17 protein-coding genes are annotated in these 20,392 nt (G+C 44.6%); 9 read left to right on the top strand and 8 right to left on the bottom strand.

Features of this window, described 5'->3' with window-relative positions; genetic code table 11:
- Positions 1-147: 147 nt before the first annotated feature.
- The 6 genes from ABFV83_RS18975 to ABFV83_RS18950 all read left to right on the top strand — a co-directional run bounded on the left by ABFV83_RS18975 (position 148) and on the right by ABFV83_RS18950 (position 7,100).
- Positions 148-681, top strand: coding sequence for a helix-turn-helix domain-containing protein (locus ABFV83_RS18975; RefSeq protein WP_349946083.1), 534 nt, complete (start codon positions 148-150; stop codon positions 679-681).
- A gap of 17 nt (positions 682-698) precedes the next feature.
- Complete coding sequence (gene potA, locus ABFV83_RS18970; protein WP_054738354.1) at positions 699-1,775, top strand: spermidine/putrescine ABC transporter ATP-binding protein; 1,077 nt, start codon at positions 699-701, stop codon at positions 1,773-1,775.
- A complete protein-coding gene (locus tag ABFV83_RS18965) occupies positions 1,768-2,580 on the top strand; it encodes an ABC transporter permease (RefSeq protein ID WP_349946081.1) in 813 nt (270 codons plus the stop codon). Before potA ends, ABFV83_RS18965 begins: the two co-directional genes overlap by 8 nt.
- Positions 2,580-3,371 (top strand): ABC transporter permease, encoded by a 792-nt coding sequence (locus ABFV83_RS18960; RefSeq protein WP_349946079.1) that lies wholly within the window; start codon positions 2,580-2,582, stop codon positions 3,369-3,371. The genes ABFV83_RS18965 and ABFV83_RS18960 overlap by 1 nt, the downstream gene beginning before the upstream one ends.
- A gap of 12 nt (positions 3,372-3,383) precedes the next feature.
- Positions 3,384-4,481: an ABC transporter substrate-binding protein gene (locus tag ABFV83_RS18955; protein ID WP_349946077.1), complete on the top strand. Its 1,098-nt coding sequence runs from the start codon at positions 3,384-3,386 to the stop codon at positions 4,479-4,481.
- A gap of 186 nt (positions 4,482-4,667) precedes the next feature.
- Positions 4,668-7,100 (top strand): HAD-IC family P-type ATPase, encoded by a 2,433-nt coding sequence (locus ABFV83_RS18950; RefSeq protein ID WP_349946075.1) that lies wholly within the window; start codon positions 4,668-4,670, stop codon positions 7,098-7,100.
- A 174-nt stretch (positions 7,101-7,274) separates the two neighbouring features.
- On the opposite strand, the gene ABFV83_RS18945 is transcribed toward ABFV83_RS18950, so the two are convergent.
- The 4 genes from ABFV83_RS18945 to ABFV83_RS18930 all read right to left on the bottom strand — a co-directional run bounded on the left by ABFV83_RS18945 (position 7,275) and on the right by ABFV83_RS18930 (position 11,029).
- On the bottom strand, positions 7,275-8,126 hold the full coding sequence (locus ABFV83_RS18945; RefSeq protein ID WP_349946074.1) for a Dam family site-specific DNA-(adenine-N6)-methyltransferase: 852 nt from the start codon (positions 8,124-8,126) through the stop codon (positions 7,275-7,277).
- On the bottom strand, positions 8,117-9,166 hold the full coding sequence (locus ABFV83_RS18940) for a DNA adenine methylase (RefSeq protein WP_349946072.1): 1,050 nt from the start codon (positions 9,164-9,166) through the stop codon (positions 8,117-8,119). The genes ABFV83_RS18945 and ABFV83_RS18940 overlap by 10 nt, the downstream gene beginning before the upstream one ends.
- An 81-nt stretch (positions 9,167-9,247) precedes the next feature.
- Positions 9,248-10,480 (bottom strand): GGDEF domain-containing protein, encoded by a 1,233-nt coding sequence (locus ABFV83_RS18935; RefSeq protein ID WP_349946070.1) that lies wholly within the window; start codon positions 10,478-10,480, stop codon positions 9,248-9,250.
- A gap of 3 nt (positions 10,481-10,483) precedes the next feature.
- The gene (locus tag ABFV83_RS18930) at positions 10,484-11,029 is read right to left on the bottom strand and encodes a V4R domain-containing protein (protein WP_349946069.1); all 546 of its coding nucleotides are present in this window, start codon (positions 11,027-11,029) and stop codon (positions 10,484-10,486) included.
- Positions 11,030-11,370: 341 nt separating this feature from the next.
- Between ABFV83_RS18930 and ABFV83_RS18925 the strand changes: the two genes are divergently transcribed.
- On the top strand, positions 11,371-11,763 hold the full coding sequence (locus ABFV83_RS18925; RefSeq protein WP_349946067.1) for a metal-dependent transcriptional regulator: 393 nt from the start codon (positions 11,371-11,373) through the stop codon (positions 11,761-11,763).
- 66 nt (positions 11,764-11,829) lie between these two features.
- On the opposite strand, the gene mgtA is transcribed toward ABFV83_RS18925, so the two are convergent.
- Positions 11,830-14,475, bottom strand: a complete 2,646-nt coding sequence (gene mgtA, locus ABFV83_RS18920) for a magnesium-translocating P-type ATPase (RefSeq protein ID WP_349946066.1) — start codon at positions 14,473-14,475, stop codon at positions 11,830-11,832.
- 268 nt (positions 14,476-14,743) lie between these two features.
- On the opposite strand from mgtA, the gene ABFV83_RS18915 reads away from it, so the two are divergent.
- The gene (locus tag ABFV83_RS18915; protein WP_349946064.1) at positions 14,744-15,889 is read left to right on the top strand and encodes a tyrosine-type recombinase/integrase; all 1,146 of its coding nucleotides are present in this window, start codon (positions 14,744-14,746) and stop codon (positions 15,887-15,889) included.
- A 141-nt stretch (positions 15,890-16,030) separates the two neighbouring features.
- Here ABFV83_RS18915 and ABFV83_RS18910 read toward each other — a convergent pair whose 3' ends face one another.
- The gene (locus tag ABFV83_RS18910) at positions 16,031-17,497 is read right to left on the bottom strand and encodes a diguanylate cyclase (protein WP_349946062.1); all 1,467 of its coding nucleotides are present in this window, start codon (positions 17,495-17,497) and stop codon (positions 16,031-16,033) included.
- A 116-nt stretch (positions 17,498-17,613) separates the two neighbouring features.
- Positions 17,614-17,856 (bottom strand): nucleoside triphosphate pyrophosphohydrolase, encoded by a 243-nt coding sequence (locus ABFV83_RS18905; RefSeq protein WP_349946060.1) that lies wholly within the window; start codon positions 17,854-17,856, stop codon positions 17,614-17,616.
- A gap of 329 nt (positions 17,857-18,185) precedes the next feature.
- Between ABFV83_RS18905 and ABFV83_RS18900 the strand changes: the two genes are divergently transcribed.
- A complete protein-coding gene (locus ABFV83_RS18900) occupies positions 18,186-18,782 on the top strand; it encodes a hypothetical protein (RefSeq protein ID WP_349946058.1) in 597 nt (198 codons plus the stop codon).
- A 62-nt stretch (positions 18,783-18,844) separates the two neighbouring features.
- Here the strand turns inward: ABFV83_RS18900 and ABFV83_RS18895 are convergent, their stop codons facing one another.
- Positions 18,845-20,362 carry a diguanylate cyclase gene (locus ABFV83_RS18895; RefSeq protein WP_349946056.1) on the bottom strand — a complete coding sequence of 506 codons (1,518 nt, stop codon included), beginning with the start codon at positions 20,360-20,362 and terminating at the stop codon, positions 18,845-18,847.
- Positions 20,363-20,392 lie beyond the last annotated feature (30 nt).

Here is a 20,392-nt window from a genome sequence, read left to right as displayed (position 1 = left end):
AACTTCCTTAAAAACTATTGACATACAAAGAAAAAACAGTATAATGTATCTTGCTGCTTGTTTATCATTACTAAACTTTTTAATTAATTTCATCGTCAGTTAGTATAGGTAAACTTTCAGCTTATTATTAACAAAAAGGAGGAGCATATGGATATCGGTACAAAACTAAAAGAGCTTCGGGTCTTAAAGGGACTTACCCAGGAAGAGCTGGCTGACCGCGCAGAGCTGTCAAAGGGGTTCATCTCCCAGCTGGAAAGGGACTTGACCTCCCCATCCATTGCTACCCTTTTGGATATTTTGCAATGCCTTGGAACCTCTGTGGGCGAGTTCTTCAATGAAAGCCCTGAGGAACAGATTGTATTCGGAAAAACCGATTACTTTGAAAAGCACGATGCGGAACTTAAGAATATAATCAAATGGATTATTCCCAATGCGCAGAAAAACATGATGGAGCCGATCCTTCTCACCCTGGAGGCCGGCGGGGAGACCTATCCGGATAATCCCCACGAGGGCGAGGAATTCGGCTATGTGCTACAGGGTAATATCTCCATTCATATAGGAAATAAAACATACAAAGTTAAAAAAGGGGAATCCTTTTACTTTGTATCAGACAAAAAACATTACTTAAGCAGCAAGGCCGGCGCTACCCTTATCTGGGTCAGTTCCCCGCCGAGCTTTTGACAGGAGGATAAAGGGTTATGGGTCAGCCATTAATTGATTTACGGAATATCACAAAAAGTTTTGACGGTACTATGGTACTGGATGATTTAAACCTCTCCGTAAAGGAGAACGCATTTGTTACCCTGTTAGGACCCAGCGGATGCGGCAAAACCACAACTCTTCGGATTATCGGCGGTTTTGAAAGCCCTGACCAGGGAAAGGTGATTTTTGACGGGCAGGATATTACCAATCTGCCTCCCAACAAGCGGCAGCTTAACACGGTTTTCCAGAAATATGCTTTGTTTAACCACATGTCCATTGCAGAAAACATCGCTTTTGGATTAAAAATAAAAAATAAGCCAAAGACTTATATACAGGATAAGATCAAATATGCTTTAAAGCTGGTGAACTTAGACGGCTATGAGAACCGCTCCGTAAGCTCCTTAAGCGGCGGCCAGCAGCAGCGGATCGCCATTGCCAGGGCAATCGTAAACGAACCAAGGGTCCTTCTCCTTGATGAGCCTTTGGGAGCCCTGGACTTAAAGCTCCGCCAGGATATGCAGTATGAGCTGATCCGACTGAAAAACGAGCTGGGCATCACTTTTATTTACGTTACACATGACCAGGAAGAAGCCCTGACCATGTCCGACACCATCGTGGTCATGAACCAAGGTTATATCCAGCAGATGGGCTCCCCGGAAAACATCTACAATGAACCGGAAAACGCCTTTGTGGCGGACTTCATCGGTGAAAGCAACATTGTGCCCGGAATTATGGTCCGGGATGAGCTGGTGGAGATCTTTCATGCTAAATTTGTCTGCGTTGATAAGGGCTTTGGAACCAATACCCCGGTTGACGTGGTCATACGCCCGGAGGATATTGATTTGGTAGCTCCGGAGGAAGGTACACTGACAGGAACTGTGACCCATTTGATTTTCAAGGGTGTTCACTATGAAATGGAAGTGACCTCGCCTGACGGCTTTGAATGGCTGGTACACAGCACGGATATGTTCCCGGTGGGACAGAAGGTGGGCATCCACGTAAATCCCTTCGACATTCAGATCATGAACAAGCCGACATCTGAGGATGAGGAGGCTGTGGGAATCAATGAATAAAAAATTATTATCCGGCCCATATATTATGTGGATGATCGGCTTCATCCTGATCCCGCTGGCGCTGATTGTGTTTTACGGGCTGACGGACCGGTCCGGGGCCTTTACCCTGGCAAATGTCCTCTCCGTAACAACGGCGGAGCACTCAAAAGCCCTTTGGCTTTCCCTGGGGCTTTCCTTTATCAGCACAGCCTTATGCCTGATCCTTGCTTATCCGCTGGCCATGGTTCTGCGTTCCAGGGGAATGGGTCAGGGAAGCTTTATCGTTTTTATCTTCATCCTTCCCATGTGGATGAATTTCCTGCTTCGGACCCTGGCATGGCAGACTTTACTGGAAAAGAACGGCGTCATAAACGGCGTGCTGAACGCACTCCATCTGCCTAACCAGAATCTGATCAATACACCGGGAGCCATTATCCTCGGCATGGTTTACAATTTTCTGCCGTTTATGGTTCTCCCCATATATAATGTCCTGATGAAAATTGATGACAACGTGATAAACGCTGCCAGGGATTTAGGGGCCAATACGGTCCAGGTTTTATTCCGAATCCTGTTTCCCTTAAGCGTCCCCGGCATTGTCAGCGGGATCACCATGGTGTTTGTGCCGGCTCTTACCACATTCGTTATCTCAAACCTTTTGGGAGGAAGCAAGATCCTTCTGATCGGCAATGTGATCGAGCAGGAGTTTACCAAGGGAAGCAACTGGAATTTAGGCTCCGGCCTTTCCCTGGTTCTGATGATTTTCATTCTGATCAGCATGGCACTTATTGCCAAATATGATAAGAACGGGGAGGGAACGGCATTCTGATGAACAGCAAGACTGGATTTATTAAACGTTTTATTCAGGATTTTTACCTGGTGATTATTATGGTATTTTTATATGCCCCCATTGCCACCATGGCTGTGCTGTCCTTTAACAGCTCCAAATCCCGTACCCAGTGGGGCGGCTTTACCACAAGATGGTATACACAGCTGTTCTCAAGCAGCACCATTATGACAGCCCTTTACAATACGCTGCTGATCGCATTTCTGTCTTCCCTGATTGCGGTCATTATAGGCACTGCGGCAGCGATTGCCATTAACAGCATGAAACGGGTCCCCAGATCCCTTCTCATGGGCATTACCAACATCCCCATGCTGAACGCGGATATTGTTACAGGAATCTCTCTTATGCTGGCATTTATTGCCTTTGGAATTTCCCTGGGCTTTCAGACCATATTGATTTCACATATTACCTTTAACATACCGTATGTCATTTTAAGCGTCAGCCCCAAGTTAAAGCAAACAGATAAAAGCACCTATGAAGCCGCCATGGACTTAGGAGCCACATCGGTCTCCGCATTTTTCAAGGTGGTGTTCCCGGATATCCTTCCGGGCGTGCTTTCCGGTTTTCTCCTTGCATTTACAATGTCACTGGATGATTTTATCATCACACACTTTACCAGGGGAGCTGGTATCAATACTCTTTCTACCTTAATTTACAGCGAAGTGCGCCGGGGGATCAAGCCCTCCATGTACGCGCTGTCAACCATCATCTTTATCACGGTGCTGGTGCTGCTGCTCATCACCAACTTTGCACCAAAGCGTAAAAAACAATAGGAGAACAAATACATGAAAAAAACTTTATCTAAGGTCATGGCAGTCGGCTGCCTGTGTGCTCTTACCCTCTCCCTTTTAAGCGGCTGCGGAAAATCCGCCCCCAAATCAGGAAGTGCCGGAGAGGTTTACGTATACAACTGGGGAGAATACATTGATGAATCTGTTATCCAGGAATTTGAAAAAGAGACCGGGATCAAGGTCATCTATGATATGTTTGAAACCAACGAAGAGATGTATCCTGTCATTGAGGCAGGAGGCGTAAAATATGACGCGGTGTGCCCTTCCGATTATATGATCCAGAAAATGATTGAAAATAATCTATTGGCAGAAATCAATTCTGATAATGTTCCTAATATAAAGGAGATTGATCCCAGATACCAGGAGATGTCAAAGAGCTTTGACCCGGAAAACAAATATTCCGTTCCATACTGCTGGGGAACCGTAGGAATCCTTTATAACACCAGCATGGTAGACCCGAAAGACGTTCCGACCAAATGGTCCGACCTTTGGGATGAAAAGTTTAAGAACAATATCCTCATGCAGGACAGCGTCCGGGATGCCTTTATGGTGGCATTAAAATCCCTTGGCTATTCCGCCAACACCACCAATGAGGAAGAGATCAGGGAAGCAAAGGAACTGCTGATCAAGCAAAAGCCCCTGGTCCAGGCCTATGTCATCGACCAGGTCAGGGATAAAATGATCGGCGGCGAGGCTGCCGTAGGCGTCATCTATTCCGGAGAAATGCTCTATATCCAGAATGAAGTAAAGGATCTTGGCCTTGACTACTCCCTGGAATACGTGATTCCTGAGGATGGAACCAACCTTTGGCTGGATTCCTGGGTCATTCCCACCAATGCTCCTAATAAGGAGAATGCAGAGAAATGGATCAACTTCCTCTGCCGTCCTGATATTGCAAAAAAGAACTTTGAATACATCACCTATCCTACTCCAAACAAAGGAGCCTTTGATTTGCTTGACCCGGAACTGCAGAACAACAAAGCTGTTTTCCCGGACATGGATACTTTAAAGAACAGCGAAGTGTATAAGTATTTTGGGGATCAGGTGGATTCCATTTACAATGAGGCCTGGAAAGAAGTAAAATCCAATTAACCATCAGGAGATGGGAATACAGTAAAAAGAGCGAAAAATTTTCGCTCTTTTTTTATTAAGGCTGTGCCTTCCTCTGTAAGTAAGGGAAGATTTGTTTAACTCGCCCAAAAAACGGGAAACCTAATTGGAATACTTATGGACCAGTTAACGACGGAGTTATATATTAATTGTAATGGTGATCATCTTATGAAAGATAGAAAAGACAAAGGGTTATTAATAAATAAAACTTACAAATCTTTAAAGCGCTGCAGCCCTGATATCAGTATAGGACTAACTGCAGAACAAGTCCGTAACCGTATCGATGCAGGGGCAGTAAATGTACAGAGAACAGGTCTGACCCCAACAATCCCCAGTATTATTTCAAAAAATATTTTTACACTATTCAACTTCATCAATGTTTTCCTGGCGGTAATTCTGGTAATTGTCGGACATCCGGAAAATATACTTTTTCTTGGAATCGCCGTAAGCAATACGTGTATGGGTATTTTTCAGGAATTAAGGGCAAAACGCGGATTAGATAAACTATCTGTATTAGCAAAAGCACATATAACCGTAATCCGGGATGGAGCTGAATATACTGTGGCTCAGGATGAGATTGTACTCGACGATATTGTGATACTGGCTATCGGTAACCAGGTATGTGCAGATGCCATGGTTGTCTCTTCGGAGCGGCTTGAAGTAGATGAATCCCTTTTGACCGGAGAGGCGGACAGAATTCAAAAATCAAAGGGCGATACGCTTCTATCAGGCAGTTATGTGACAAGTGGACATGGCTATGCTCAAATAATCGCCATAGGGGAAAACAGTTATGCTCACTCTCTGACCGCAGAGGCTAAAAAAAGCAAAAAACAGGTCCCTCCACTTCTGCGTACATTAAACCGCATTATCATGATTTTGACCATTGTGATACTGCCGCTGGGCACCACCTTATTCTATATGAAATATTTTTTGCTTGGAGATACGCTGGAGACTGCCGTGCTGGGCTCGTCGGCATCTGTGTTGGGCATGATACCGGCAGGGCTGATCTTATTAACTGGTGTCACTATGACTGTTGGAGCGCTTAAACTGGCCAAAAGAAAGGCACTGGTCCAGGAATTACACAGTATAGAAACTTTAGCCCGGACAGATGTGCTGTGTTTGGATAAAACAGGAACCATAACAGACGGATCACTGCAGTTTGAAAGGCTGGAATTATATTCCCAGGTTTCTGAAAAAGAGGTGGCATCAGCCGTATCTGAGCTAATGGGGACTTTGGAAGATAAAAATGCAACAGCCGCAGCATTGACCAAAGCATTTGGGAAAACTGAAAATTGGACTGCTGACATAATTTTACCTTTCTCCTCGGAGCGCAAGTGGAGCGGTGCTGCTTTTAAAGAAAAGGGCAGCTATATCCTTGGTGCACCAAATATGGTATTCAGGGGCAGTAATAAAGATTTTTTAGAACAAGCCAATGCAGAGGCCGCCTTAGGGTTCAGAGTACTGTGCCTTGCACATTCTCCTCTATCTATTTCGGAAGAGAAGCTTCCAGAGGAACTAAGCTGCTTTGCTCTTTTGATTCTATCTGACCATCTGCGGGAGAATGCAAATGAGACCTTCCGGTATTTCTCACAGGAAGGTGTGGTTCTAAAAGTGATTTCCGGAGATAATCCCCGTACCGTCCGAGCGGTTGCAGAAAAGGCTGGAATCTCAGGATCAGAAAAAAGCATTGATATGAGCCTGGTGGAAAATGAAGCTGACTACGCAGCTATCGCCAAAGAATATACCATATTCGGCCATGTGACACCGCAGCAAAAGCGGGAGCTGATCCGTGGCCTTAAGAAAAACGGCCATACAGCATGTATGACCGGAGATGGTGTAAACGATATTCTTGCAATGCGCGAAGCCGATTGCAGCGTTGCAATGGTTGGCGGAAGTGATGCTGCCCGCTCCGCTTCTGATTTCGTGTTAATAACTGATGATTTCAGTGTCATGATTGACGTTTTAAAGGAAGGGCGGAGGGTTATCAATAACATTGAAAAAGTTGCAGCAATTTTTCTTTTAAAGACAGTCTACTCTGTTTTGCTTACCCTGATTTATATTTTTATTCCATATCCCTATCCCATTGCGCCGCTGCAAATGATGCCGATTAATGAACTTACGATTGGCATACCGTCATTCTTTTTGGCGCTGCAGGCAAATTACTCACGGCCACAGGGAAAGCTGCTTACTAATATTTTAGAACATACAATTCCTGCCGCAATAACAGTTGTTTTTAATACACTTTATATACAGTCAGCCAGCATTCTCTTCCATATCCCCACAACGGAATCTTCAACCATGGTCGTCTTCCTGATAGGGGTAATGGGCTTTTACCAGCTGGCACAGCTGGCAAAACCGTATACACAGCGCATTCAATGGCTGTTGATTGGTCTGATCTGCAGCTTTATCCTATGTTTCACACTTTTGGGCAATTTGTTTATGTTATCCAGTCTATTCAGCCGGAACGTATTTTTTTATATGCCGCTTGTGTATTTCAGCTATCATGTTCATAGCTTTCTGGGTAATGTCTGCCGTAAGGCGGTTGAGGCATATCATATATTAAAAACTGCCGGCTGGCCAAAGCGGAGTGTCCGTGAATAAGAACTGTTGATAAAAGCAGCAGCCATGCATGTACGCAGAGACAGAAGCAGGAAAAGAAGAATATATGGCTTTTATTCTAAGATAAAGGAATTATTTAAAACATAAATTAAGGGAAGTCCTTGAGCGGCTTCCCCTTTTATAATCCATTATGAACCTTGTTCTAAAGCACAGCCTTCATGAATAATTGGTGATCAGCACCTCAACCGTGACCGCATTCCGTTCTTTAAACTGATAACTGCAGTTGGAATAGGTATTATCAATATAATGGACCTGATACCCCTTGCTCCACTCAATTAAAAGGTCATTGGACAATCCTTTATGATACAGAACATTGGACAGGGCGAAACGGATGCCCTTTTCATGAAGCCGGTCCAAAAGCTCCAAAAGTGCCCGCTCCTCTTTTTCCCTCCAGTCCTTGAATCCCCGGTTCCCATCGTTGTAATTCCCCGTTGAGATCAGATAAGGCGGGTCGCAGTAAACCAGGTCTTCCCCTCCCAGGCCGGAAAAATCCAGCTCCGTAAAGTCCAGGTTTGAAAACGCAATGTTTTTCTCATGGAGAGCCTTACAGAACTCCGTCAGATTCTTTTCAATGTTTCCGTTAAAGGAGCTTCGGTTCCTCCCAAAGGGGGAATTGAACTCATGGCTGTTATTAAAGCGGATCTGATGGTTAAACGCATAACAGGCCAGCACGAACAGCTCTGTTAAATCTTTTGTTTTATTATAATCGGAACGAAGGGCATAATACCCTTCCTTGTTCTGCTGGGTCAGCTCATATTTTGAGATCAGGCTATGAATCCTATCCAGAATATCCTTGATATCTGTGGAACGGAACATCTGATACAGTTCGATCAGATACGTGATCTGGTCATTGCAGATGATCTGCTCAGCGTTCACATTGATCCCTACGTTAAAGCCTCCTGCAAAGACATCCACAAATGTACGGATATCCTTTGGAAAAACCTGAAGGATGGGCTCCAGGATCTTAAATTTACCCCCTGTATAATTCAGGGGACTTTTTATGTACATGGCGGCACCTGCTTTTCTATGTAAAACAAAAGCTCTCTTAACCGCTCTGTTTCCTTCACCTTCCGGCTTTTATATCTTCGGTAAGGAATCTCATAGATCTGGAAGGTTTCCGGCTTACCATGCTTTTTCATGGCTTTTTCAATCTCAGCTACCGTCATAAGCCCGTCCGTGCTGTAGCTTAATATGATATGCTTAAACCGTGCATTTTCAAGGAGTTCCTCAAACGCCGGAACCACCTTATTCTTCATGCAAAACTCTGATTTCTGCCCTCCGTCCGGCCGCTGCCCGGTAACTCCCCGCACCACTGGATAGTCATATCTGGCGGCTGTCTCAAGGACATGGTAATTGGAAAGGTACTGGCGTGCATTATAGGGAGGATCAATGTAGAGGATGTCCCCCTCTATGCGTGTTAAAAGGCTCACACCGTTCTCATTAAAGGAGCGGTTCTGCTTTCCATTCTGGGTCACGGGAAGCCGGTACAACTCATACGGTTTGTAGCTCCGCCTCTCCCAGACCTTGTGGAAAGCCCCATAGGTTCCTGAGGTATTGGAAACAAAAGGGATCCCCTCCACAATGCAGGCGACCAGATAATAATACTCATCCTCACTTAAAAGACCGGCAGCCTTCCAGTCCTCAACGGTACACCTGGCATAATCAATGCGCAGGGCGTTCTCATCATTTAAATACATGCGGCCGCCTTCAGGCGCGTAGGTGTTCTGAAAAAACCGGCGCTCCTTTTGAAGCTCCTCTAAATCCTTTTTTTCCCTGCCGTTAAAAAAATCCACAGGATCCTTGATCCCGGTTTCTTCCTGCAAACGGGTAAACTCTGGCACACTGTCATTTTCAACGGTAGCCCTTTGCAGCACATAGGAAAAGTACAGCAGGTCATTGGAACAGACCTGGTACCACTGTTTAAAATATCTGGCAACCGCTGCGGTTCCAGAAAATATATCACAAAAGCTCTCCGCTCCCGGCGCCTTTTCATCAATCACATGCTTAATCTGGTCCAGCAGCAATGTCTTGCTTCCAATAAATCTCATTCTTTTCTTGCTCCTATTTCATTTTAACCTGCCTTTTATTATAATGTAAAATCATGAAAAACACAAGAAAAGTTGAGGTTTCTAAATTCCTTCACCGCCTGGCCCGTTATTTATCTGTTTCCGCTGCCTTTTAAAGCGGTACATCCTCTCATCTGCCATGTTTAAAGCAGCCTCCGGAGACAGTGCCGTACCCTTTGGAATGTAAACCACTCCATAGCTTATGGACATTGGATAGTTTAACTCAGCATCAGACAGTTTCTTATCGATAAGATCCATCCTCTCCTCTGCAAACTGTTTCTCACAATCCCGGAACAGCATGATAAACTCATCGCCTCCGAACCGGCAGGTAAAGTCAATATCCCGGGCAGATTCCTTCAGCGCTTCCGAAACAGACTTTATATATTCATCTCCGAGCAAATGGCCGAACTGGTCATTGATACTTTTCAGCCCATCCATGTCGATCATGCAAAGGGAAAATGGAATGCCCTTCTGGATATAAGAGTCAATGGTGCGCAGGCCGCTGCGCCGGTTATCAAGTCCTGTCAGTTCATCCTTATAGGCCATGACCTCTAAGAAGGCTTCATTTTCTCTCTGATATGTAATATCCGTTACAAGATGGACCACTGCCTTTTTCTCCTCCCACATAAGAGAATAGGACTTTACCTGTAAGGTCTTATTGCGGGCGCATTTGAATTCATACCGCAACTCCTGCTCCAGTCCGGCATAGGACTTGATACGGTCCATTAAGAGACAGTTTTCTTCCCCACAGGCATATTGACCTGTCCCAGGGTCATAAAACCGCCTTCTGGCTGCTTCATTGGTATATAATACCGCCCCATTCTCTTCATCAATAACTACGACCCATTCCTTCAGGCTGTCCATGATGGATATCAGCAGCCTGTTAAACCTTTTGATCTTTTCCGCCTGCTCTTTCAACTCATTTTCCCTTTTCTCCAGCTTGACCACCATCTCATTAAACGCCCGGGAAAAGTCGCCCATAAAATTCACACGCTGCTTATAATCTCCCTTAATCACCTGGCCGGTCTGCCACGTTAAATGCTTTAAGGCGGCATAAAGCTGTTTTAATTCTCCTGCCTGAAAATTATGGCGGGCAGGCAGAGGAACGTCTAAGTTCCCTTCCGCCAGATTCTTAAGAAACTCGTTGGATTCCATGAGACAGTGAGAAAGATAGAAAACTGCCTGCTCCAGGTCTGAAAACACCTGTGTTTTCTCCTCCAGCTCCCCGGAAACCGGCTTATTTAAAATGATATTGCGGATCTGCTCCAAAAGAACAGAAGCATCTTTTTCTGTCATCCACTACACCTTCGTCCGATGGTCGACACTGGCCTCAAATCTGCATACACGTGAACCACTGGCCCAGCAATCAACTTCTTTTACCACATATTCCTTTCCCGTGTATTTCTTTAATACACCGGAAAGAAACCCTTCGTCATAATTACAGATTTGATCCCCCGTCACAGAAAGGCCGGAACAATCCAGGTCTTCTCCAACAGTCAGAACCACATCTCCAGTATGGGGATCAAACTTTTCAATTCTTAATATACCTATCTTATGTACCTCCAGGATTTTTTGCAGGGATGCAAGGAAGTCATTTGGCGGAAGAGTCAGATCAAGCATGTGCAGGGCAAATTCTCTTCCGGAAATCTCTCCTGCACTTCGGAAAAGCTCTCTTGCCATTTCTTCATTGAATTTCCTTGACAATTCACTTCTTAAGGAATATTGGAACAGCCGGTACATCATGACGGGCATCTCTTCCCCCAGATTCTTCCTCCCTTCCGCTATATTTCCTATCATGTTCCAGGAAAAATTATTCTCTTCTCCTGTTTGAAACGTATTGAACATATGCCTCCTCCTGTATCTTCGCTTGCACGGCCTGATTGCTTCGCCCTGGGTTAGTTACTTGTACATTCATTATTTAAGCATATCTTGCCTGATTATTACCATTTTCTGTTTGCTTTTTCATTTAACTACCCAATTAAGAGGGATACCTTTTGATCAATATAGGATATCTGCCAAATGATTAAAGTCAACCATATTATATTATAATAAAAATTCCGACAAATTTCAACAAAAAAATGGTAACAGAAATTTTCTGTAACCAAAATAATTAAGTAACAAGACAATATAAGGAGAAGTCATCTTGAAAATCTATGCCGATTCATGTTAGAATAAAAGAATATCCTATGAAAGAGGGTGATGATACGAAGATACAGGAATCTGCCGAAAACTATCTTGAAACAATCCTTATGCTTAAGAAGCGCAATGGCCATGTGCGCTCCATAGACATTGCCGAAGAACTGGATTTTTCAAAACCAAGCGTCAGCGTGGCAATGAAAAATCTCCGGGAAAACGGGTACATCGGGATAGACGAAAACGGCCACATCACTTTGCAGGAAAAAGGTCTGGAAATAGCAGAAAGGATTTATGAACGCCACACCCTGCTTTCGGAGTGGCTGATTGACCTGGGGGTAACCCAAAAGACTGCACTGGATGACGCCTGCCGGATCGAGCATGTAATAAGCGCGGAAAGCTTTGCAGCCATTAAAGCTCATGTAAACAGCGGCAAAGAAGCATAAAAAGGAAAACAAAAAGAGCAGTCAGGCAAAAACATGCCGGCTGCTCTTTCAATGATTGAAGAAAGGTTACATCCATTCCTTATAACGGTGCATATATACCTTTTTCATCATCTGCACGACTGCAAGATAACCGGCCAGGATCAAAACAAGCCAGGGAATAAAATCTGCCGGCAGGCGGTACATATCAAGACCGATGGCAAGACCCGAAAATCCAATGGCAAGCGCAAGGACCGCAACGATAAATGTGGAGAAAAACAGGGGCATGGAAGGTCTGCTCTGCACAAAGGGCAGCTTCTCAGTACGGATTAAGTGGATAACTAACACCTGTGATACGGTTCCGAATACGAACCAGCCGCACTGAAACAATGGGGAAAGCTCCACTTTATCAGCGCCAATGACCCACCACATTACCGCAAAGCATAAAATATCAAAAACAGAGCTGAGGGGACCAAAGAAAGCCATAAAAGATTTGATGGACTTTGTATCCCATTTGTGAGGCTTTTTTAGATATTCTTTATCCACATCATCAAAGGGAATCCCCATCTGGGAAAAATCACACAGCAGGTTCTGGGTCAATATCTGCACCGGCAGCATGGGCAGAAAAGGCAGGAACAGGCTGGCAGCGATAACGGAGATCATGTTTCCGAAATTTCCGCTTGCCGCCATCTTAATATATTTGATGATATTTCCAAAGGTGCGGCGGCCTTCTAGGACCCCTTCCTCTAAGACCATTAAATCCTTTTCTAAAAGAATGATATCGGCTGTTTCCTTGGCAATGTCCACAGCACTGTCAATGGAGATCCCCACATCAGCCTGGTGTAAGGGCGGCGCATCGTTGATGCCGTCTCCCATATAACCCACCGTATGCCCTGCGCTCTGGAAAGCCTTTACTACCCGCTCCTTCTGAGATGGAGACAATTTTGCAAACAGGTTGCATGTGCCTACTGCATGCAAAAGCTCTTTGTCATCCATCTGCTCCACATCCCGGCCTGTCATCAGGGTGGAAGCATCTACGCCCACCTTGCCGCAGACCTTTGCCGCCACGCCCTCGCTGTCTCCGGTAAGGACCACCGTTCTCACCCCATGGTCGTGAAGGGCGGCAATGGCAGCGCCTGCGCTCTCCTTTGGCGGGTCAAGAAATCCTACAAAGCCTATTAAAACCATATCCCGCTCATCCTCTACGCTGAATACCCCTATGCCGGGCACCTCGTTCTTCTGAGCAACGGCAATCATGCGCAGGCCGTCATTATTATACTTTTCATAGGTTGCCATGGCAACGTGGCGGGCTTCCTCATCCATTGGAAGAACCGTCCCGTTTATCTCGATAAAGGAGGAGATCTCCAGAATTTCCTCCACAGCTCCCTTTGTGATAAGCTGGAGTTTCTCCTTTTGATCGGTTAATACCACGCTCATCCTGCGCCGTGTAAAATCAAAAGGGATTTCATCAATCCGGCGGTAAGAGCTTAAAACGGTTTCCAGTCCGTTCTGTTTTGCACGGTTTATGATGGCTAAATCAATGAGGTTCTTAAGACCGGTCTGAAAATAGCTGTTTAAGTAAGCATGGCGCAGAATCCTGGTATCCTCATCCCCATTTAAATCCATGTATCTTTCCAGGATCACCTTATCCTCGGTCAGGGTTCCTGTCTTATCCGTGCAGAGCACATCCATTTCCCCAAAGGTCTGTATGGCTCCAAGAGTGCGGACGATCACCTTGTGCCTGGACATGGAAACCGCTCCCTTTGCAAGGGTGGAGGTCATGATCATGGGCAGCATTTCCGGCGTAAGGCCAACTGCAATACTGATGGAAAAAAGAAGGGCTCCTGCCCAGTCACCTTTTGCAATTCCATTGATCAAAAACACCACAGGAATCATGACAAGCATCCTTCTGACCAAAAGCCCGCTGACCGATTCCACTCCCCGCTCAAAGCTGGTCTTAGCCTTATCACCTGACAGGGATTGGGCCATGGAGCCGAAATAGGTATTATTTCCGGTTGCCAGAACCACTGCTGTGGCGCTTCCGCTTACCACATTGGATCCCATAAAGCCGATATTCTGTAAATCTGTTAATGCATCGTCAGGCTTATTGTCCCCGTCAGAGAATTTCTCCACAGGAGCAGACTCGCCGGTAAGGGCTGCCTGAGCCAAAAAGGTGTCTTTGGTAGACAAAAAACGTACATCTGCCGGAAGCATATGTCCCGCAGAAAGCTTGACAACGTCTCCCGGAACTACCTCATCCATAGGGATCTCAGTCAGTTTTCCATCTCTCCACACATCTGCCTTGTTGGAAATCATCTCTGAAAGCTTTTCTGCAGCGGCATTGGAACGCTGATTCTGGACAAAAGCAACCAGACTTGAGACAAGCACCAGGAAAATGATAATGGAAACAGTGAGATAATCAGGCCTTGAAGAAGCAATTACATCTGTGAAATAATTAACAGCCGCAATGACCAGCAAAATAACATTAAAGGGATTGATGACAGCTTCTCTCAGCCTGTGAAGCATTGTATCTTTCTTTCCTGCAGTAATAACATTTGCCCCGAATTCATCCTGTTTTTCCTGAGCCTCCTCACTGGTAAGGCCGGTCTTTGAAGCAGAAAGAGCTGACAGGAGCATTTTTTCCTCAAGAAATGCATAGGCTCTGAGTTTTTTTTCCGTGTCGAGCCTGTTTTTCTGGCTCTGAGTGCTGATTGTTTTCTTTCTCATGAATTTCATTGGAATCATCCTTTCTTTATTATGATTCCCCAATGAAAATAAAATAGCAATAAAAAAAGTCGTTCCAACAGACGACGTTAATAGCACAAGCTAATAAAAGTTCATTTTCATCAAAAACAATGGACAAAAGCCCGCTTAAAGCTCCGGTATATTGGTTTAACCATCTGTTTTGTGGATATTACAACAGTTTTTTGGTAATATTTGGAGTATTTGCCGTTACTTAAATCATTTTATAATAAATACATGATAAGCAAAGGAGTATTTTACAATGCCGAGAAGAGGAGAAAATATTTATAAACGCAAAGATGGGCGCTGGGAGGGAAGAACTTTAAAGCTGGATGGAAGGTACCGGTATTTCTACTCCAGAACCTACAAAGGCGTAAAAGAAAAAATGAAAAATTTCCAGGAAATTAAGGAATCCGTTAAGGAAAACTTTTTCCAGGACGGGAACGATGTCTGCAGCTTGTTTGAGGCATGGCTTGAGGATGCCGCCCTTCGGGTGAAGCCCTCTACTTATGAAAGCTATTACCGGTGCATGGATAAGTACGTGATTCCCTTTTTTAAGCAGGAAAAGAATCTGCAAATTACAGAAGACTCTGTTCTTTGTTTTGTAAAAGCCATAAGAGAAAATACCGGGCTGGCAGATTCATCTAAGAAAAAATATCTTACCATCTTCAAAATAGCGCTAAAAGAGGTCTTAAAGGGGACGCCGGAGAGTTTTTCCATCATTGAACAGGTAAAAGTCCCAAGACCGGAGGACAAGGAGGTTATCGTCTTCTCGCTGAAAGAGCAGAGGCTCATAGAAAATACCGCGCTGTATTCCAAAGACAGGCGTGGGGCAGGAATTATCCTCAGCTTTTATACCGGCATACGCCTTGGAGAATTGTGTTCCCTTAAATGGGGAGATATTGATATGGAAACCGGTACCCTGTCCATAACACGGACCGTATCCAGAATAAAACATTTTGAAGAAGGCGGGAATAAAACATCCTTGCAGGTAGGTCCTCCAAAAAGCCGTAAATCTTTAAGGAAAATCCCCCTGCCGGACTTTGTGTTAAAGATGCTGCAGGAACAGGGATTTTCTCATGCAAACCCGGACCACTATATTTTTTCCGACGGGAATACTCCCTTAGATCCCCGCTGCTTTCAAAAGCTATACAAGAAACTATTAAGGGAAGCCCACGTCCAGGACCGTAAATTTCATGCCATCCGCCATACCTTTGCCACCCGGGCCCTGGAGCTGGGCGTGGATGTGAAGACCATCAGTGAACTGCTGGGCCATTCCAGCGTTTCCATCACCCTTAATGTGTATTCCCATTCCCTTATGGAACAAAAAAAGGCTGCCATTGAAAAATTCAACCATATGTATCTTTTAAATATGGAAAGCGCCGCCACTGCCCTGACCCGGCTATAAAAGTCTTACATAAAATGTGCTTTTTAAGCAGCCTTTGCTTTTTGTGAAAATTAAAACGACCCGCTGGTAGTACGGGTCGTTTTATCATTTTCAAAAATCAGATATATAAGCTCTCTCCTTCCGGATTCAAAGCCTTATTGCCTATAAAATAACATTGGCCTGGTTCCGTCCTTCTAACTTAGACTTATAAAGTGCCTCATCCGCCCGCCTTAATGCCCAGTGAAAATCCTCATCTCCTTCCTTAAAGAAGGAAAAGCCCATGGATACAGTGATCCCTATCTCTTCTTGCTGATTCAGTATTTTCAAAGAAGACACGGTTGACAAAAATTTGTTTCCAAAATCCAGCACATGTTTCTCTTCCATGCCATAAAGAATGACAATGAATTCATCACCGCCCCAGCGGATGATCTTGTCTGTGCTTCTTAAGGTCCCTTTCATCACGTTTACAAATTCCGCCAGAGCCATATCCCCTGTAAAATGACCGTATCTGTCATTGATTCCTTTAAAATGATCCACATCGCACATCATAATTCCGGGACTCAAGCCTGTCCGTTTAAATTCTTCAAATGCATTGGTCAAATCGTTGGTCCCGCTTCTTCTGTTCCCCGCCTTTGTAAGGACATCCTGGTTAAGCTCAGATTCCATTGCCTTTTCCGCATTGCGGTAATATATTTTTTCCAATAAGGAAACGGAAAACAGGCTGACGATCAATATAACAATAAGCAATAAAACCAATAGAAGGGTAATCCGGGATACCAGCTCTTTGCTTTCTTTTTTCGTCTGATCAACATATGGCTGTAAGTCATCCAGATAAACTCCCATGGCAACTACCCAGTTATAATCCTTATAAAGCTTGGCATAAGCCAGCTTCTTTGATACCTTATCGCTGCCTGGTTCCTTAAAATAGTATGAGAAAAACAGCTCTCCATCCTTATTAATTCCCTGTAGCTCAGTTAAATATGGATAATTTCCTGCAATATCAGTCATATCCGTAGAAAGATAGATTCCCTCTGTTTCCGGCAGGCTGGGATGGATCCTTCGGATGGCATAATTTTTACCCCCCTGGTAATTCTGTATCTCGTTTACCCAAATATAGGAATTTCCATCAAATTTTGAATTTCTGATCACATTGGCAATATCCGACTTAACAAGCTCATTTACGTAGCTTTTTGTAAATCCAAAGAGGAATGCGTAATCTCCGTGAAGGAAAACCCGGTAAGAGGACAGGCCGGAGGTATTGGCCTTAAGAGTATCCTTCCAGGTAGCTCCTGCCAGATTTCCAGGGTCATAAACAGCTTTATTTGCCTGATTGTCCCATAGGACCACGGTCATGGATTTATAATCCGGATTATCCCGAAAAAGCCGGATAAAAAAATCATTGAATTCGCTGTCCGGAAGATCCTTTTTCATGTTAATGATATCAGACGTCCTGGAAATAAAGGTCTCCACGTATGACGATTTGGCCGCCCGCCTTAATTCAATTTCGGAAATCAAGTTATTGACCGTATCCTTTAGAAAATCCTTCTTAATGTTATAGATCGCTTCCTCTGACTTTTCTATATAAATATTGCCGACCTTATCAATGGAAAACAAATAAAAGCATACCATGACAATGCAGATCATGCTGATGATTGTGGATAGAAATATTGTGTATTTACGCTTGATAACGCATTCCTCCTTTTTTGGAATGTATATTTTTGCATATCATGTAAGCACCTTTTCATTTACTCATCCACATATTCCAGAAAAATCCTGTTATTAAAACCGCCCCTGTCTTTTGCCTTCTTTTCCCGCTCAGCCTCCAACTCTTCTTTCGTATAACCTCTGGCACTGCAAAGAGAATATAACACCTCCAGCACATCTGCCATCTCTTTAAGGCTCTTATCTTCCTGATATTCCTTTACCTCTTCATTAAGCTTTTCTTCCAGTTTCACCATATATTCTTCATCAGTCAGAATGCGGCACACCGCTTTTTTTCCTTCTGCTTCAATTACCTCGGGTATCCTGTCCCTGACTAACTTATTATACCTTTTAATGGAAAATCCCTTCTTTCCAGTTAATCAATTTAACGGTCCTGTATTTTGCGAAAGATACGCTTAAAAAACAGTATATCACATTCATGAAAAATTGTCGTCTGTTCCTGCTAATAATCACCGCCTAAAGTTCCTGAAATTTTCCTTAAGCTTATACTAAAAAAATTAAGAAATGCTCCCCAGGTAAAGGATGGTGATTTTGGAATATTTCCTGTCGTTGTCATATAATATTAATTAATACGCATGCTATTTAGGGGATTTATATGAATAATACCGCTGCAGGCAGGAGGGGGAGCATCACCCAGGTCGGGAGCATCCTGCACATTGATAACGCCCTTGTAGAAAATGTATATACTTCCAACAGCAGAACCGGCTATGTCATCGTTTCTTACTCGAACCCAGGCCAGAATGAAATGGTCTATATTGAACTTCTCCAATTGAACATAGGCTGGGACACGATCTTAGTCAATCAATTTGGCGATCCCATCAGCTTGTGCACCATAGAAAAGGGGATGTGGGTCAGTGCAGAATTTTCCTCTGCCATGACAAAAAGCATTCCTCCTCAATCAAAAGCATACCGGATCGTGGCAATCCTGCAAAAGCCCCTGTTTCGCATAACAACGGACCGGATCGTTTCCGTTGATGTTAAAAATGGCTTTCTCAATACCGGCAATCCCGGCGATAAAGCGGACCAGATGAGATTTGTCGTTTCCCAGGTTACGGAAATACTGGATCAAAACGATAATCCCATTCCCTTAGGCTCCCTTCAGCCCGGACAGCTGGTAAAGGTCGAGCATGCCAACTTCCAGACCGCCAGCATTCCTCCTCAATCCATTGCCTATCGCATTAAACTGATTTAACCGAATCAAGCAGGGTCACGGACTGCGAATATCCGCTTGACTATAATCAAATATTCCATTCTCTATAAGGACGCAACCGCCCCGCCATACACGCAGGCACGGTTGCGTCCGCCGTTTTTAGCCTCATAGAGAGCCAGATCCGCCTGAAGGATCATATCCTCCAGGGAATGAATGCTTCCGGCAGGAGAATGGGCCAGCCCTATGCTGACGGTAATACAAACGGGAGTATCATGGAAGAAAACAGTTTCATTCTCAATGGCCGCACGGAGCTTTTCCACCGAGTCAAGCATCTGTCTGGCAGAGACGTTTTCCTGCAGGATCACAATTTCCTCGCCGCCGTATCGGCCCACAATATCTTCCTTTCGAAAATGGTTCCTGACCATGGCAGCAATGGTCTCCAGCACCATATCCCCACAGGGATGGCCATAGGTATCGTTTACCATCTTGAAATGGTCAAGGTCAATCATTAAAAGACCATAGGATCGGTCTTTCGCTTCACAGGCATGGAGCATAAAACCTGCAAGATCAAAAAAGGCTGCCCGGTTGTAGATATGCATCAAAGGATCAAAGGTCGCCTTGCCATACAGGCTTTTCAGCTGCTTTTCCTTATCGGTAATGTCATGGAATACAATGCAGATACCGCTGTTTTTACTGCTTTGCCTGATGTAGGTCTGGGTCACCTTGTAAAATCTCATTTCCCCGTTTACATTGAGGCACAACTCCCTATGGCCTTCAAACTGCTTCATCTTCTCCATGGTTTCACCGGAAGTCAGGGTGTTCAGCTCCGGAAACAGTTCCCTGGCCGCCTGGTTTGCATCCAGGAAGCTGAAGTCCTTGCCGCAGACAATAAAGGCATCCGCCATAGACTCGATCACCTTGGCCCGTGCCAGCGGCACCACATTGAGCAGATTCTGATTCCTGACGGAATACAGGAGCAGAGCCAGTGAAACAGAAACCGCAAAAGGGTTTATGTCAGGCCGAAGGTAATTGTAGGAAACAGCATGATAAATATTTACAATAAGGGGAATCAGAATTGACACCAGCAGGCAAATGCCCTGACGCTTCTGCAGCCTGTTTGCGCCCTTTAAATGCTTAAGAATCCGCCGGAGGGTCAAAAAAACCAGCAGGAAATTATAATCATTCGCTACATAGGTCATGGGTCCCGGATGCCCCTGGCAGTTGGCAAAATATCCGTTATGAAAATATTCTATGCCCGTATAGTGCAGCCGCACAAAAGGAAATGCCTGAGCGGTGAACAGGTTAAAAACAGGCAGCGCAAAAAGCAGGCAGTACCCGGAAATATTAAAGCGTTTTTCCCCATAAACATCCCGTATGAAAAGATAGTTAAAAACCACAAGCAGCGGCGTCCCCATTTTCTGTACCCGGACTCCCATAAAGGAGGCTTCCAGAGTGGTGGAAATGATCTCCAGCAAATAGCCTGCAGTGTACAAAAAAGTACAGATGGAAGCAAAGATCAGAAAAAATGACCGTTCAGAGCTGTGGCTTGCAACGGAGTATACCATCAGCATGACGGAGCCCATTGTTGCCAGGAGCATGAACCAGACAAATATATTCAACATTGATTTTAAAACCTCCCTTTACAAGGCTTG

The organism is Lacrimispora sp. BS-2, assembly GCF_040207125.1.
In the GTDB taxonomy this organism is placed as follows: Bacteria; Bacillota; Clostridia; order Lachnospirales; family Lachnospiraceae; genus Lacrimispora.
The sequence above is the reverse complement of the archived record's forward strand: the minus strand, read 5'-3'. Positions and strand labels throughout refer to the sequence as shown.